The 16,122-nt window shown below is 63.1% G+C and carries 15 protein-coding genes; 8 read left to right on the top strand and 7 right to left on the bottom strand.

Annotated elements, in window-relative coordinates:
- Positions 1-112: 112 nt before the first annotated feature.
- The 6 genes from MVC20_RS17290 to MVC20_RS17265 all read right to left on the bottom strand — a co-directional run bounded on the left by MVC20_RS17290 (position 113) and on the right by MVC20_RS17265 (position 7,469).
- The gene (locus MVC20_RS17290) at positions 113-2,248 is read right to left on the bottom strand and encodes a biotin/lipoyl-binding protein (RefSeq protein ID WP_297543634.1); all 2,136 of its coding nucleotides are present in this window, start codon (positions 2,246-2,248) and stop codon (positions 113-115) included.
- Between the two features lie 3 nt (positions 2,249-2,251).
- Positions 2,252-3,661: an HlyD family efflux transporter periplasmic adaptor subunit gene (locus MVC20_RS17285; protein WP_297543632.1), complete on the bottom strand. Its 1,410-nt coding sequence runs from the start codon at positions 3,659-3,661 to the stop codon at positions 2,252-2,254.
- Complete coding sequence (locus tag MVC20_RS17280; RefSeq protein ID WP_297543631.1) at positions 3,658-4,416, bottom strand: efflux RND transporter periplasmic adaptor subunit; 759 nt, start codon at positions 4,414-4,416, stop codon at positions 3,658-3,660. Before MVC20_RS17280 ends, MVC20_RS17285 begins: the two co-directional genes overlap by 4 nt.
- Positions 4,417-5,035: 619 nt before the next feature.
- Positions 5,036-5,164, bottom strand: coding sequence for a hypothetical protein (locus tag MVC20_RS17275; RefSeq protein ID WP_274840669.1), 129 nt, complete (start codon positions 5,162-5,164; stop codon positions 5,036-5,038).
- Between the two features lie 281 nt (positions 5,165-5,445).
- Positions 5,446-6,813, bottom strand: coding sequence for an ATP-binding protein (locus MVC20_RS17270; protein WP_078572350.1), 1,368 nt, complete (start codon positions 6,811-6,813; stop codon positions 5,446-5,448).
- Positions 6,810-7,469, bottom strand: coding sequence for a response regulator transcription factor (locus tag MVC20_RS17265; RefSeq protein ID WP_078572351.1), 660 nt, complete (start codon positions 7,467-7,469; stop codon positions 6,810-6,812). The genes MVC20_RS17270 and MVC20_RS17265 overlap by 4 nt, the downstream gene beginning before the upstream one ends.
- Positions 7,470-7,614: 145 nt before the next feature.
- Here MVC20_RS17265 and MVC20_RS17260 point away from each other — a divergent pair, with 145 nt between their 5' ends.
- From MVC20_RS17260 to MVC20_RS17225, 8 genes are all read left to right on the top strand, one after another.
- Positions 7,615-7,896 carry a PepSY domain-containing protein gene (locus MVC20_RS17260; RefSeq protein WP_078572352.1) on the top strand — a complete coding sequence of 94 codons (282 nt, stop codon included), beginning with the start codon at positions 7,615-7,617 and terminating at the stop codon, positions 7,894-7,896.
- Complete coding sequence (locus MVC20_RS17255) at positions 7,889-8,557, top strand: cytochrome b/b6 domain-containing protein (RefSeq protein ID WP_078572353.1); 669 nt, start codon at positions 7,889-7,891, stop codon at positions 8,555-8,557. Before MVC20_RS17260 ends, MVC20_RS17255 begins: the two co-directional genes overlap by 8 nt.
- Positions 8,558-8,728: 171 nt before the next feature.
- Positions 8,729-9,136, top strand: a complete 408-nt coding sequence (locus MVC20_RS17250; protein WP_107817729.1) for a hypothetical protein — start codon at positions 8,729-8,731, stop codon at positions 9,134-9,136.
- Between the two features lie 38 nt (positions 9,137-9,174).
- Positions 9,175-9,645: a DUF2271 domain-containing protein gene (locus MVC20_RS17245; RefSeq protein WP_078572355.1), complete on the top strand. Its 471-nt coding sequence runs from the start codon at positions 9,175-9,177 to the stop codon at positions 9,643-9,645.
- A gap of 12 nt (positions 9,646-9,657) precedes the next feature.
- Entirely contained in the window at positions 9,658-11,865 is a 2,208-nt protein-coding gene (locus tag MVC20_RS17240; protein WP_078572356.1) for a PepSY domain-containing protein, read from the top strand.
- A complete protein-coding gene (locus MVC20_RS17235) occupies positions 11,846-12,826 on the top strand; it encodes an FAD:protein FMN transferase (protein WP_038147442.1) in 981 nt (326 codons plus the stop codon). The genes MVC20_RS17240 and MVC20_RS17235 overlap by 20 nt, the downstream gene beginning before the upstream one ends.
- 5 nt (positions 12,827-12,831) lie before the next feature.
- The gene (locus MVC20_RS17230; protein WP_088726623.1) at positions 12,832-14,745 is read left to right on the top strand and encodes a heavy metal translocating P-type ATPase; all 1,914 of its coding nucleotides are present in this window, start codon (positions 12,832-12,834) and stop codon (positions 14,743-14,745) included.
- Complete coding sequence (locus MVC20_RS17225; RefSeq protein WP_078572358.1) at positions 14,742-15,443, top strand: VIT1/CCC1 transporter family protein; 702 nt, start codon at positions 14,742-14,744, stop codon at positions 15,441-15,443. Before MVC20_RS17230 ends, MVC20_RS17225 begins: the two co-directional genes overlap by 4 nt.
- A gap of 461 nt (positions 15,444-15,904) precedes the next feature.
- Here MVC20_RS17225 and MVC20_RS17220 read toward each other — a convergent pair whose 3' ends face one another.
- The gene (locus MVC20_RS17220) at positions 15,905-16,075 is read right to left on the bottom strand and encodes a hypothetical protein (RefSeq protein WP_297543618.1); all 171 of its coding nucleotides are present in this window, start codon (positions 16,073-16,075) and stop codon (positions 15,905-15,907) included.
- Positions 16,076-16,122 lie beyond the last annotated feature (47 nt).

Genomic DNA, 16,122 nt, shown 5'->3' with positions numbered 1-16,122 from the left:
AGAGCCGCTAACGCGGAAGACTGCTTCTGATCCGGGGACCAGACGGACAAACGCACTGAAACCTATCCTTGCTGCTTAAATACGACCGCTCCTCAGGACGCGTGCCGCAGCGTTACAAATCAGCTTCGCGAATCAAAACGCGAGCAATGCGGCGAAAGGTTTTCACGGCAAGGGATTCTGGATTGGTTCGCAGAATCACCACGCCCGGCTGAATCGTCTCCAGTACGGGCGCTGTCGAAGTCGCACCGGCAACCTTTGCGTTGAGCGAGTACCAGACGCCCTTCGGGCGGTTCACATCCGGATCACCGTTAAAGACAGGAATGTTACCCCCGTTCAGCGATGACAGATAACCATCGGGCAAAGCGGTAACGCTGAAATCCGCGACCGCAATATCCTGTAAGGATAGTTTTGCCACACGCAGTTCATCTGCGACGAAAGTGCCGGGTTTGTCATGGTCAATACGCATCAGGTCGTCCTCCCTGATGAAGCCGCGAACGATCAAGCTGCCGGGGTCGACGATGCGGCAGAGAAACTGTTTTCGCCCGAACCATGTATCAGCCTTGGGATCGGTGATGAGATCGCGCACGATACCATCCAGCGGCGCGCGCACCTGCATTTCGGATTGCCGATCCTTCAACGCGGACAAGGCTTCGCGCTCCTGTTCGATCTGCCGTTCAATGATAACCCGTGACGCTCGCTCGACCGCATCGCCGGCGCCGGCCCTCAGGCGGGCTTCGTTCAGGGCAATCCGTTGTCGCGCTTGCTGAATTTGGAGCGGAAGTTCGGGGTTCTCGAAGGAAAACAGCGGGTCACCGGCGCGTACCGCCTGCCCATCGGTCACAAAGACCTCCTTGAGGCGACCATCGATTGACGAATAGATCGCTTGCTGGCGCGCCTCGTCCAGAACCGCCGGCACGTGTATGCGTCCCGACATCGGAATGACGGCAAGCGCACCAAGAAGTGTCACAACAACAAACGTTCCCCAAGTACGAAGGGACCGAAGAATTCGCTCGCGCATGTCAATCCAGACCTTGATTTCGCGCAGTATCGGCGTTGCGATAAAGAACATGATCTCCGCCAAGAACAGTATAATCCCCAGCGCCTTAAATGACAGGGCATATACAATCAGCGCGATCGTCAGAAACAAGAAGAACCGATAGATCCAGACCGCATAGCTATAGACAACCATGAATACACGCATCCGGCCTGACAGTTTTTCCGGTGGTGGCGCGCCGAGGCCGAACAAGAATTCCCGCAACGCCCATTTGCCCATCGCGAAAGAGCGTGGTTGCAGATTGTGAATCCCAAGGGAGTCGGCCAGCAGGTAGTAGCCATCAAACCGCATCAAGGGGTTCAGATTGACCAGCAGCGAAAAGACCCAACTGACGGTGGCGACGGCAAAGGCCGCATTGCGCGCCGGTCCATCTGGCAGGAAGCACCACAAAAGGGTCGAATAGATCGCCAGCGTAAGTTCGACCATGATTCCGCCCAGGTCTACCATCACCCGGTCGCGCCGCTTGCGTAGCCGCCACGCGTCAGTCGTGTCAGTATACAGCAGCGGAAACATGACGATGAAGGCAACCCCCATCACCGGAACGCGAAGCCCCCTCGCCACGGCCTGATAGGCGTGACCCAACTCATGCAGGATCTTCACAAAAATCAGCGCTACCGCATAGGTCATTGCGCCGGTCAGCGAAAACGCCCCCCGGAAGTGGGCCTGCACATCGGAAAGCTGACGACTTGCCAAATAGAGGGCAAGGATCAACACCACGGCCGTCAGCGCCACAAAGCCACGACTGAACAGTGGCCACACCAGCGGCCAGGTCGCTTTTAGAAACGCGTTTGGACGCAGCAGCGGCACGCGAAAGAAAATATAGCGATGCAGCGCCCAATTGATCAGCGAGCTTCGCTGTGCCCCCGCGCGGCGATCAAAGCTCTTGGCAACGCCCGAACCGCTTTCGGCCAGAAGGTCACTGCTTTTCAGAAACTCCCGGACCGCCCGCACTTCCTGTTCGCCAATTCGGAGAGCGCGTTTCGTCTTCAGCTCGAATTGCAGCCGCGCCACCGTGCCCGACGACCAGCCGGAGATCATTTCGATCGTGCGCTGACCGACCTGAAAAAAGCGATGCCGGATCGGATCATAGATGACCCAGCTGGGCGCACCATTCATAAGCGGCGCGCCGGGTGAGATGCTGAGATCCTCGCGAAGCGGCGGGAGCGTGGTGTCGTCCGGCTGTGCGGCCTGCATGGGCTACACTCCGAAAGTCTGGCGCAACCAGCTGAGCGGGCGGCGAAAAACGATGTAATGGATGCTGTGATGCTCGCCATAAAGCTGGGCGGTTCCATAGGCTCCGATGCGAACCTGCTGCAATTCGGCGTCATCCTGCATCCGCGCGGTGAGCGTATAGGCAAAGCTGCCATCCGGCTGACTTACCGCGCGATAACTCGTCTGCGACAGTGTCGCCTCGATGGGGCTGAGAGGATCGCCATCGAGAAAAATCCGGACCTTATTGCCTTCGTCGAGGGCTATGTTGTCGATCACCGGCAGCCGGATGGTGAATTCCAGACTGTCGGGCGAAACGACCTCCATTAGCTTGTCGCCCACGCTGACGGGTCGTCCACTCAGCGCCTGCGCGTCATCAAATACAGCGATCCCATCCATGTCGGCCACGATTTCTGTCCGAGCCAACCGTTCTTGCGCCAACGCCCTTTCGGCTCGGGCCAAAGCAAGCTCCGCTTCCGCTACTTTCAATTCACGTGCTGCGGTACGATCGGAAAAAGATGCGTTCTGCAATTGCGCCAGCCGGGCGCCCGCCACCGTGACTTTCCGTTCGGCAATCGCAAGCGCGTTGCGTAATTCGGTATCTTCCAGGCGAACCAAGACAGTTCCGGCCGTGACACGCTGGTTTGGCGTAACCTCAACACTGTCGACCACGCCCTCCATCGGCACCGATACCGCGGCGCTTTGTCGGCCGCTGACCTCGACTGGGGCGAGAACCGTCAAAGGTGCCTGCCAGAAGCCTGCCGCCAAGAGGAAAAGCAGAACAATCGGCATGGCGATCCGGCTCGGCAGCCAGCGGCGACGCGTAAGCGCCTGGCCCTTGAGCGCCCACCAGGCATGTGCCCCGGCTTCTGCAACGCGCTCAAGTAGCGGCACCGCACCTTCGGACCAATCCTTCTCATGCAGAACAAGCAAGCCGGCAAAAACCCTGCCCTGGCGCGTCTTGAACGGCATCCACACGGCATTCAGGAACATGTGTTGGCACAGGACGTCCAGCCGGTCATCCGCATCCAGTCGAAGGCGCTGCACCGTGCCCGCGTCCGGCCTTTTCGAGAGGTTTGATACGAACTGACGGATCTGCCGGTTGATCGGTGCGTTGCGATCAAAGCTCGTCACCGACGAGACCGCTTCCAGTGACCAGCCACGACGCTTGCGCAACACGAACGCCTGACGGAAACCGAGGACGGAACGCGTCTCGTTCGCCAGATAGTAGACCAGCTCACGCTCGGTTTCGATCCGCCGCAGATCGGCATCCAGCTGCAACACTTTCAGCAAAGCTGCGGTGTCTTTCGAGGCCCTTTGCGCCGCCGCATCGTCAGGGACGCGATGCTGGCTGACAGTTCGGTTTTCGGACCTGGAGGGTCTTGCCTGGTCGTTCATTCAAAACTTGCCCGTCCGGACATTCCTGGAAGGATGCCATTGACGCTGCCTTTGAAAGCTGCCGTCAGCCTTATCGTTGCGCTGATCGGATCGACGGTTGCACCGATGCCCGTAATCTGGATCTGGAAACTGTCAGCCGCTTCGTCAAAGCGCACAGTGCCGGTAGAGCCGACTTCGATTCGACGCAACCAGACCGACGGCGCGCTGATCTCCACCTCGGGGCGTTCCGTCGAAACAATGCTCAACAATGGTTGGGAAGGTTCGACATATTCGAATTCGTTGACCGAAACCTCGACGATCCGTCCGTCAAAAGGCGCCTTTACCTCGCAGCCCTCGATGACTGCCTCGGCCAAGCGCTGACGCGCGCGCGCGGCTGCTGCCTGGGCCTTTGCAACATCGACCTGAACGCGGCCCAGCCCGCCACGCGCGAGCAATGCCTCGCGCGCATCGAAATCAGCGCGGGCAGCCTGATAATCGGCCGCCGCCGCCTCGGCTTGAGCGCGCTGCACCGCACAATCCAGCGTTGCCAGAACGTCCCCTTTGGAAAAGGCACTACCTTCTTTGAAAGGCAAGGCTACAATCGTTCCGGCCAGGCTGCTGGAAAATTCGGCTTTCGCTTTCGCTCGCACCACGGACGGTGCCAACATGCTCACGTCCTGCGCCGACACGGGGATGGACGTCACGAAAGTAGATAGCGCGACAACCACAAAGATCGTGCATGTGGGCCGCCAGACTTGCCATGAACAACCGGTCATTTTCTGCCTTTCGCTCCACCGACCCGCTGGCGTTGCCGGTACCACATGTACGTATCCAGCACAAAAGGATAATCAGAGGAGACCATGGCAAGCGAATTGGTTGGGTGGCTGATCCTTAGCTGAAAGTGTCAGTCCCGGCGCAAAAAGGGTCCGTTTCCCAGTGGGTGAAATTGACCAGCTCAGTTAGGAGTTTGCGGCACCTTGGCGCGTGTGCTTACCAAATAGCTGACCCGTGCCAAGGCTCGCTGGCCGAAGGCCAGCACTTCCAGTCTTGGTTTGTGGATTTCAGGTTTGGGCTTTTCTGCTTTGACGCTAACGAAAGCTCTCGCGGTTGATTTTCATGATACGCATGCGATGGGTCAGGCGGTCCAGAAGCGCGCCAATTGGATGTTCTGAGCCGATAGTAGCAATCGGCAACGTCAGGCCGGACGTTAGGAAAGTCCCGCATTGCCGCCACTCGGATCTCAAAATGCCGCGCGAGGCATGAATGACCGGTCTGGGGAAGCTGCGTTGCAGCGTCGCAACTGACTGCGGAGGTCGGCTCCGGGCCGTTCGTGACGTTCCCGCAGTCACGGCGGATTCCGGAAGTTCGCTGCAACCGCGATGCGACGCGGCAGCTTCATTGAGAGCTGACATTCAGATTGCGTTGCACCGCGAATTTTTCTGCGCGGTCGCAAGGCTGACCGGAGCCTGGATTGACCAATGCGGCGATTTGAACCGACGTCTGAAAGCCGGTGGAAGCGGTCATGCGAAAACGATCTTTGCATCTAACTCGTGATGGATAGTGTCGATTTAAGCGAGTATTCAGTATTTCGACGGACGTCGAAGGGCAGTTTGTGTAGATGCTTCGATCGCGCAAATCGGCATTGTGTTGCGTGGGCGGCGGAAAGTCTTTTGATTAAGCGGTTCTGGGGCTTGGGTGGCCAAAGCACCGGCCTCGTTGCTGCATGGCTCGGCGATCGTACTGATGGTGAGCGATTATGCGGTAACATGCCAGCAAGCGCGAAGGTGCTGATGCTCCTCGAATTGTCACTCCCTTTGCATCATGCCTTGCGCGAGGTCTCCGGCGGGGGCTGCCGGTAGCTTGATGGAGGCCTCGAAACCGGAAGACCTGCCCGGACGCGGAGATGCCAAGCTGAGCGGACTACCGATCCGGTTCGCGATGGCGGCGACGATGGCGAGGCCCAGCCCACTGCCGTCGGTGCTTGCACTTGCACGCTCAAAACGGGCGGTGAGGCGGTCAAGGGTGTCACGGGAGAGAACAGGACCATCATTCGCGACGACAAGCCGCCCCTCCGCCGTCAGCGTCATGTCAACCGGAGCATTTTCCTCGCCATGGCGAAGGGCATTTTCCAGGAGATTCCGGCAGAGGATGGCGAAGGCGTCGGGGTCAATGTCCGACATGACGGCCGTTTCCGGCAGTGTCAGCACGATGCGGCCCGGCGTGCCCGCGCGTCCGATATCGTCCACCACAATCCGCACGACGGAGCGAAGATCCGCGCTTTGGTCCATCCGAAGGCGCCCGCCTTCGGCCCGCGCAAGTTGCATGAGCCGTTCGGAAAGCCGCGTCAGCCGCTTTAGGGACGCCTCGATATCGGCCGCCCGGGCGTCAATGGCCGGGTCGCGCGTCTCCGAGCGGAGCCGCTGCGCCTGCGCAATGGCACCCGCGAGCGGCGTTCGAAGCTCGTGCGCGGCATTCGCAGCAAAGCTGCGCTCGGCCTCGAACGCATCGCGCAACCTGCCCAGCAGGCTGTTCAGCGTGTCGGCCAGTGGCCCGATCTCCCTTGGCAGATCGTCAGCGGGAACCTCTGAAAGGTCGCGCGCGCCGCGCGACTCCAGCCGCACCCGGAACCGGCGCAACGGGTCGAGGCTGAAACGGACAGCAAGGATGATCGCAGTCAAGGCGACCGGCAGGACGATCAGCAGCGGCAGACTAAGGCCCATCTGGATTTCACGCGCGGTCGACGCACGATGTGCCAGCGGTTCGGCCACAGTGATGCGGATCGTCCCTTGAAGCGCTGCGTCACCGTAGAGGCGATGGGTGGCGGTCTGCCGAAACCCCGGCCCGTCATAGGGCGGAAACACAGCGGGGTCCGCCGCATGGGATTGCAGCAGGACGCGCCCTTCGGCATCGCGGACGAGATACGTAAAGAACTCGTCGTGTTCCCGGATCGGGGCGAGCCGTTGCGTTACCCCCTCATCTTCCCGTCCGACAATGTCGGTCACGGCCAGCGGCAGGATCCGCTCAGCGGTCTCGCGCAGGGCACTGTCGAAGACTTCGTCCATCTCGCCCCGGACAATCACGCCGGTGACGCTCGCAGCGAGCAGCCAAAGTACCGTCAGCACAAGGCCGACCGACAGGGCCAGCCGCGCCATGAGGCTCGCGGGCCACCTCATGGTTTGCCCAGGCGGTAGCCCATGCCGCGCTCGGTCTCAATGACCTCGCTCCCGAGCTTTTTGCGCAGGCGGCTGACATGGACCTCGATCGTGTTGCTCTCCACCTCGGCGTCAAAGGCGTAGAGCCTCTCCTCCAGTTGCGCCTTTGACAGCAGCTGACCGGGCCGGGCGAGGAAGGCGTCGAACAGCGCCCATTCGCGGGCCGTCAGCGCAACGGGCTTGCCGTCGCGGTGAACACTGCGTGCAGCAAGGTCGATGTCCAATGACCCATGGGTGAGGATGGGATTCGGGTTGCCGCTGTAACGCCGGGCGACAGAGCCGATCCGGGCAGACAGCTCGGCAAGGTCGAAGGGCTTCACGAGGTAATCGTCGGCGCCCACGTTCAGCCCTTCGATCCGATCCGAGACCTGGTCGAGCGCGGTCAGGATGATGACCGGGGTCACATCTCCCCGCGCGCGCAGGCCTTTGAGGAACCCGATGCCCCGGCCATCCGGAAGCATCAGATCCAGGAGCATCAGGTCATAGGACGTGACCCTCACCGCATCGCCGGCCGTATCGAGGCGCGTGACCCAGTCCACCGATTGGCCATCGGCGGCAATCTGGTCGCGCACTGCGGCTCCCAGAACCGTGTCGTCCTCGATCAGCAGGATGCGCATATTTGTTCTTTCCTTTTGTCCCTAACCTTCTTTTGGCGGCTACGGCTGACGCAAAGCTTACGCGCGCGGATGAACTTCTTCAGCCTGCTGTCAGCTTCGTGGCGCATACCTTGCAACGAGACGCGCCCCATGAGGAGTTTGGCCTATGAAGAAGACATTGACAATTCTCGGCTTTCTCGCGGTGTTCCCGGCCGGCTCCGCACTGGCGGACGATGATTGCTTTGTGCCGATGGCCGATTGGCAACCGCGCGATGCCGTCACTCGACTGGCCGAAGAGAACGGCTGGACCGTGCGGCGCATCAAGATCGACGACGGCTGCTATGAAATTGACGGCCGCGACGCCGAGGGCCGCCGGATCGAGGTGACGGTGCACCCGTCGAATCTGCAAATCATTGAATTCGAGTACGAGGATGACGACGATGACTGAAACCTATGCGACCGAAGGCGAGGCCGGAAGACATGATGCCGATGGTCCGGTCCGCGTCTGGGACCCGCTGGTGCGGATTTTCCACTGGGGGCTCGTGGTGGCCTTCGTGGTGGCATACCTGAGCGCCGAAGAGCTCTCGACGGTCCATGAGGTGGCGGGATACGTCGTTGCCGGGCTGGTGGCCTTCCGTCTGATCTGGGGATTTGTCGGAAGCCGCTATGCCCGCTTTTCCCAGTTTCTTAAAGGGCCGTCGGCGACAGTCCGGTATCTCAGCGACATGGTAGGTGGTCGTGAGCGCCGCTATCTGGGCCACAATCCCGCAGGTGCTGTGATGGTCGTAGCACTGCTGATCGCCCTGTCGGGAACCGCTTTCACGGGGTGGCTGATGGAGGATGAGACCCGCATGGCGATGCTGCCCGATGTTCCGCAGATCGTGGCGACAGCCTGGGCCGACGAGGATGGCGACGAACGCTCAGAATATGGTGAAGGCGGTGAAAGCGCAGTGGGGGAGGTGCACGAAACCCTTGCCAACCTGATGCTTCTGCTGATCGCGGTACATATAGGCGGCGTGGTTCTGACCTCGTTCCGGCATCGCGAAAACCTTGCGCGGTCCATGGTCACCGGTACCAAACGTGCGCCCGAGCCGGGCGACATCGCCTGACCGGAGGAGTCCCCCAAGGTCGATCGTCCCATCGGCCGAACCTGGCCCCGCCCTGATCGGCGGGGTCTTTTTCTTTCCTGACAGCAAGCTGAAGCGGAAACTGCCGCGCTGTCAGGAAACCCTCAGGTCGGCTCTCCAGATTGTCCTCAGCAGACGAAAGGAGACCCTGCCATGAAAAAGACCCTGACATTTCTCGCCGCCACAACCGCGTTGACGACAGCGATCGGCGTCCCTGCCTGGAGCGCGATGCAGGCGCCCGACGGCGGCCTTCGGCCGTTCACTGCGTTCTTCGAAGAGCGCGCGCAAGCGATGCCGCTCATTCTTGCAAGCGACGACGACGATGACGATGACCGCTACCGTAACGGCTCGCGGAGCCGCTATGGCGACGATGATGACGACGACTGCGACGACGATGACGATGACGACGATGACGATGACGATGATGACGATGACGATGACGATGATGACGATGATGACTGTCGCGGTGGCGCCCGCAATCCCGCGCCCGCGGGCACCGTCGCACCGCCGAAGAACGGCCTTTTCGGGAACGGTGCCCCGCCGCAGGTTCAGGTGAACTGAACCACTCCGCAGCCCCTCTCCGAATAAGGATACATCCGATGAAATCGCTTCTCGCAACGCTCGCTCTCACCACCGCGCTAACGCTCCCCAGCCTCGCCATGGCGCGGCCGGTGACACTGACCGCAACGCTCAATAATTACGGCGGCGACGGCGCCTATCTTGCGCTCTACGTCACAGATACCTCTGGAGCCTATGTCGGCAGTCTCTGGATGGCTGGCGGCAAGTCCAAATACTACGAGCATCTGACCGACTGGTACCGCGCCACGGGTGGCGACACCGCGCAAGTGAACGGCATCACCGGCGCCAGCATTGGCGCGGGCCGCACGCTGGAGATCACTCTCGACCTCGCCGATGCGCTGTTCGATGCGGGGTACACGCTTCACATCGACGCAGCCGTCGAGGATATGCGCGACAGTCCGAACGAGGTGGCGGTGCCACTCACGACCGACGGTGCGGGGACTTCTGTGCCCGGGCGCCGCTACGTCGCCAGCTTCGCCTACGACATGTGAGGAGTGAGGGCCATGATCCGTGCACTCCATCGCTGGCCGGGTCTGCTGGCCCTCGTGCTCGTCACCATCCTCAGCTTGAGTGGCGCGGCGCTGTCTGTCTTTCCTGCGGCCGAGCGGCTTGCCGCGCCACAGGCAGAGACCGAACTGACGGTCGCCACTCTCGCGGATCGCATCCAGTTGGTCTATCCGGGCGTCGAGCAGATCCGCCGGTCGCCATCGGGACAGATCACCGCCTACTGGTTCGATCAAGGCACGCCGGGCGCCGCCGTGATCGACCCCGCCACGGGTGAGGGCGTGGCCTCGGCTGATCCCAATCAAGTTGAACGCTGGATTACCAACCTGCATCGCTCGTTGTTTCTGGGCGACGGCGGGCGCATCGCCATGGCTGCAGGGGCGGCCGCGATGCTGGTCCTCTCCCTTTCCGGAGCGGCACTGGTCGCGCGCCGGACGGGCGGATGGCGGCACTGGTTTGCGCCTCTGCGCGGACCGCTCGCTGGTCGTCTTCACGTCGAAATCGCCCGGATCGCCGTGGTTGGCCTTCTGCTTTCCTCGACTACGGCTTTGTGGATGACGGCGTCGACCTTCGACCTGCTTCCCGATGGCGGAGCCCCGCCGGCCTTTCCGGCCGAGGTGAGCAATGAGACGGGCGTTGCGCTCGACCGCCTTGCCGGTCTGAGCGAAATACCAGTCGCAGACCTGCGCGAGCTGAGCTTTCCCTATCCCGGGGACACCACGGATGTCTTCACGCTCAAGACCGACCGGGGCACCGGATATCTCGATCAGGGCGACGGTGCCCTCCTGGCCTGGGCCGACCTGACCGGATGGGAGCGCGTCTCCGAGACGATCTACATGCTGCACACCGGACAGGGTGCGGCGGTGCTCGGTCTCGTGCTCGGGCTCATGGCGCTCGGCGTGCCCGCGATGGGCGCTACCGGCGTCCTGATCTGGCTCGCCGGGCGGCGCGCGCGGCCGCGCATCCGGGGCAACCAGCCCGCAGGCCGCGCCGGGACGATCCTGCTCGTCGGCAGCGAGGGGGGAAGCACCTGGGGCTTTGCCGCGACGCTTCATGCCGCGCTGACGCAAGCCGGGCAGAGCGTCCATGTCGGCCCGATGTCGGGCTTTGCGCCAGAGCGCTACACGAGGGCCGAGCGGATCATCCTGCTCGCCGCGACTTACGGCGACGGGGCGGCGCCCGCCTCAGCGAAGGGCTTTCTCGATCGGCTGAACGCGTTCGATCGGGTGCCAGACATGCCCATTGCGGTGCTTGGCTTCGGCGACCGCAGCTTTCCAGCCTTTTGCGCCTTCGCCAAGGACGTCGCAGCAGCGGCGCAGGCGAAGGGCTGGCCCGAGCTTCTTCCGCTCGAAACCGTCGACCGCCAATCGCCGCAGGATTTCGCCCGCTGGGGCCGCGCACTGGGCGACGCTCTCAGGATCGACCTCGAGCTGTCGCACCAGCCCGTCTTGCCGAAAACTGAAACGTTGACCCTCGTCTCGCGCCGCGACTACGGCGCCGAGGTGCAGGCCCCGACCGCGATCCTCCGCTTCGCGCTTCCGCGCGTCACGCTCTGGCAGCGGCTGGTCGGGGCGGGCTTCGCGCGGTTCGAGGCCGGTGACCTGATCGGCGTCCTGCCGGAAGGAAGCGCCGTCCCGCGGCTCTATTCGCTCGCCTCCGCGCGCTGCGACGGCTTCATCGAGATCGTCGTGAAAAAGCACCCCGGCGGTCTCTGCTCGGGTCAGCTCACGGCCCTGGAGCCGGGCGATACGGTCACCGCCTTCCTCCGCCGCAACCCTGGCTTCCGTCCGGGGCCGAGCCGGGCACCGCTGATCCTGATCGGCGCGGGGACCGGCATCGGGCCGCTCGCGGGTTTTGTGCGCGGCAACACGCGCCGCAGGCCCATCCACCTCTTCTTCGGGATGCGGCATCCCAAAAGCGATTTCTTCTACGGCGAGGAACTGCCCGCCTGGCAGGATGAGGAACGCCTGGTGCGTCTGGTCATGGCGGTCTCGCGGGTGGAGCATCCGCACTACGTGCAGGACGCGTTGCGGGACGACGCGGCCCAGGTCACCAGACTGATCCGTGACGGGGCGCGCGTGATGGTCTGCGGCGGTCGTGAAATGGCGGCGGGCGTGGCCGATACGCTGGCCGAGATCCTCGCGCCGGCCGGGCTCACGCCGGCAGTCCTGAAGGCGGAGGGGCGGTATGTCGAAGATGTCTACTGAGCTGGTGAAGGTCGCGCTGAACGGACCGACCATGGGCACACGCTGGTCCACGCTGTTCTTCGCGGAACCGGACTTCGACCCGGCCACGGTCCGCGTGGCGCTTCAGGCGGCTGTCGATGAGGTGGACGCACAGATGTCCACCTGGAAACCCGATAGCCACCTGATGCGGCTCAATGCGGCGCCGGTCGGCGAATGGATCGCTGTTCCCGCGCGATTGCGCGAGGTGATACGCCTCGGCCTGGAGATCGGGCGCGCCTCCGGCGGGGCCTTCGATATCGGCATGGGCGACGCGGTTAAAGCTTGGGGCTTCGGGCCAGGAGACGTCACGCCGGATGGCATCCGCGCAGCGATGAAAAACCCTCGTTGCCCGGCGCATGAAGTCCTGGAGTTCGACGGCGACCACGTTCGCAAGACCGCGCCCGTCGCGCTCGACCTCAACGGTATCGCCAAGGGTTATGGCGTCGACCGCCTGGCCGAGACCCTGCGCGATCATGGGATTTCCGCCGGACTCATAGGGATTGACGGCGAGATGCGGGCGATGGGTGTGCGGCCAGACGGCGAGGCCTGGACCATCGCGGTCGAGGCGCCGGACTCCGAGCGCCGAAGGCCGCATTCAATCCTCGCGCTGCAGGACGCGGCCGTCGCGACCTCGGGCGACTACCGCCACTGGGTCGAGGTGCAGGGTCGCCGTCTCTCGCACACAATGGATCCGAGACGCGGCGCGCCGCTGATCGCGTCGCCTGCCTCCGTCACCGTCGTTGCCCGCAGCTGTGCCGAGGCCGATGCCTGGGCAACGGTGCTTATGGTGCTCGGTCTCGACAAAGGAGCGAAACTCGCAAGAAAACAAGGGCTCGACGCCCTGTTCCTCCTGCGCGATGATGCAGGGAGCGCGAGGGGCGTAGGAGTCGGACGACTTTTTTCCGAAGAGCCAGCGGCGATGACCCCAGCAGAGGGGAGATAAGCCGAATGGACCAGACCCGCACCGATCGCTTCAAGACCGCAATTCTGCTTCTGGCCGTGATTGGTCTGATCGCGGGTCTTGCATTCTATTTCGCTGGCAGGCGCGACATCGCGAACATCGTCTGGTTCGCCGGGGTTGTTCCAGCCCTTGCCGCGCTCACAGTCGAGATCCTGCGCAGCATTGGACGCGGCGAGGTGGGCCTCGATATCGTCGCAGCGCTGTCGATGACTGCCGCGCTCGTCTTCGGTGAGACTCTCGCCGCGGCGGTCGTCGCGGTGATGTATTCCGGTGGCACCTTCCTCGAAAGCTTCGCAGAAGGCCGCGCCCGGCACGAGATGCACGACCTGTTGTCCCGAGTTCCGCGGACAGCGACACGGCATCGCAATGGCGGCCTCGAAGATATACCGCTTGAGGAAATCGCTCCCGGCGATCGGCTGCTGATCCGTCAGGGCGACGTGGTGCCGGTGGACGGCACGGTGGCCTCTGACGCGGCCTTTGTCGATACTTCGGCGCTGACCGGCGAGTCGCTACCGGTGCGGCTTGCACGCGGGGCCGAGGCCATGAGCGGCTCTACCAATGCAGGCGAGGCTTTCGACGTCACGGCGACCCGCGAGGCCAAGGACAGCACCTATGCCGGAATCGTCAGACTGGTCGAGGAGGCGCAGGCGTCCAAGGCACCGATGTCACGGCTGGCCGACCGATGGTCTCTGGGATTCCTGGCCGTCACCGTGACCATAGCCTTCGCTGCCTGGTGGTTCACCGGCGACCCCATCCGGGCCGTCGCCGTTCTGGTCGTGGCGACGCCCTGTCCGCTGATCCTCGCCGTTCCTGTGGCGCTGGTCGCGGGCCTGTCGCGAGCCGCGCATTTCGGCGTGCTGATCAAGGGCGCGGGGCCACTCGAAACGATGGCGCGGATCCGCACGCTCATCCTCGACAAAACCGGAACGCTGACGGATGGCCGCCCGAAGATCGTGTCGATAAATAGTGCGGATGGCATGGACGAGGACGACATCCTGCTCTTTGCGGCATCCCTCGATCAGGCCTCCAAGCACCCAGTGGCACAGGCCGTCGTCGCCGCCGCGAAGGCGCAGGGCTTAACGCTGCCCGTGCCGTCCGAGGTTGCCGAGTTTCCGGGGGAAGGGGTCGTGGGCCATGTCGAGGGCCGCAGCGTGATCGTCGGCGGCGACGGTTTCGTGGCGTCCCGGGTTGGGCGGATGACGGGCGATCACCCCGCCACCGCCAAGAGCGCCGGATCGGTCCTTGTCGCCGTAGCGGTCGATGGACACATGGTCGGGCATCTGGTGATGTCCGACCCATTGCGCGAGGGCGCGGGCGTCATGCTGGAAGGTCTGCGCCGCGAGGGTATCGGGCGTATCCTGTTGGCCACAGGCGACCGCGCAGATGTGGCCGAGCGCGTGACCGAGGGGCTGGGTCTCGACGGTCTGCGCGCCGGGCTGACGCCGGATCAGAAAGTTCTCCTTGTTCTCACAGAGCGCAAGCACGGACCCGTCATGATGGTGGGCGACGGCGTGAACGACGCGCCGGCACTCGCGGCAGCCGATGTCGGTGTGGCCATGGGTGCTCGGGGCGCCGCTGCCTCCGCCGAGGCCGCTGACGTGGTGCTGCTTGTCGACCGGATCGACCGGCTTGGGCCCGGCATCGAGATCGCCCGCGCGTCCCGGCGGATCGCCGTCGAAAGTGTTGTCGCCGGGATCGGCCTTTCGGTTCTTGGCATGATTGCCGCCGCCTTCGGCTACCTCACCCCTGTGCAGGGAGCGCTTCTACAGGAGGTGATAGACGTCGCCGTGATCCTCAACGCCCTGCGGGCGCTGCGCATTGTGCCGCATGAGCCTGCTATGGCCAAACCACAGCCCGCAACGTCAGGGCAGGCCGACATTGTTCAAGGAGCCACGCCATGAGCCGTCTCTCGCATTCCGAAATCCACATGGTGCACCGCATCGGCTGGCTGCGGGCGGCCGTACTTGGGGCCAATGACGGTCTCGTCTCGACCGCGAGCCTTATCGTCGGCGTCGCCGCAGCGGGGTCCGAAAAGCCCGAGGTCCTGATCGCGGGGTTGGCCGGGCTCGTGGCCGGTGCGATGTCGATGGCTGCAGGCGAGTACGTGTCAGTCAGTTCCCAGACCGACGCCGAGCAAGCCGACCTTGCGCGCGAAACGCGCGAACTTGAGGAAACACCGGAGGCTGAGCTTGAGGAACTAACCCTGATCTATGTCGATCGAGGTCTTGATCGGGATCTGGCCGAGAAGGTCGCGGTTCAACTGACCGAGCGAGACGCGCTTGGGTCGCATGCGCGCGACGAGCTGGGCATTTCCGAGACCGTGACGGCCCGCCCGGTCCAGGCGGCATTGGTTTCGGCGCTGACTTTTGCCGTCGGCGCGGTGCTTCCACTGATCGTGGTGCTGCTCGTGCCGGAAACGTTGATCGCGCTCTTGGTGGCAGCATCGACGATCATTGGCCTCGCGGTTCTCGGTGGACTGGGCGCCTCGGCGGGCGGCGCTGGCGTCGCGCGAGGGGCCGCCAGGGTCACGCTCTGGGGCGCCCTCGCGATGGCCGCGACAGCGGCAGTCGGCACAATCTTTGGTGTGACTGTCGGGTAGGAAATGATGGCAGCAGAGGGTGTAGACGTTGGATGTCAGCCCCCCGGGTTCGGCCACTCCGTTCGGCAATCGCGTCGGTCTTGAATTAAACCCAAGGAGCGATTTTGATTCGCTATCAAGGTGTTACGGCGTCCAGTGTGCGTTTTTGTGTACAAGCGCCTCCTAAAGTCTGCTAACGGGTGGGAAGCAGACCTTCACGGCCGTTGGCCGAACGGCAGGCTTTGCTGCAAGCTGTGAGGTCGATGGCACCGAGATCATGCATCTGCAGTGAAAGTCCGGTCTGGTGAAGCTGCAGCGCAGCGATTGACGACAGCGGCCATGGCTGGTTTGGGCCGGTCGCGTCGGTAGCTCGAGTCCCAAAAATCACGGCGGGGAACCACCTATGCGGCGGCAGTTTGTAGGACCCTCGTCGGCCCTGAAGCTGAGACGTGAAAGCTCCGCGCGAGCAGAAATCCCATCTCTCAGGCTCCCATTCGCATGTAGCGTTCGTAATCGTATTCCTCGCTCCGGATAGCCTGAAGCTCGCGTTCCAAGTGCTGCGCGATAGGCACGAGCTTGCGACCATCCTCCGGTCGGGCGCGGAGGATTTCCAAGATTCTCTTGTATGCGGCTTCGAGCCTTTCTTGGGTCATGAAACGATCCTTCCTCTTTCCTGCGGAGGAGGTCGGATCGTTTCGAA

This window comes from Roseovarius sp. (assembly GCF_027019125.1).
GTDB lineage: Bacteria > Pseudomonadota > Alphaproteobacteria > Rhodobacterales > Rhodobacteraceae > Roseovarius.
Note: the sequence above shows the minus strand (reverse complement) of the source record. Positions and strands in the feature narration are given on the sequence as shown.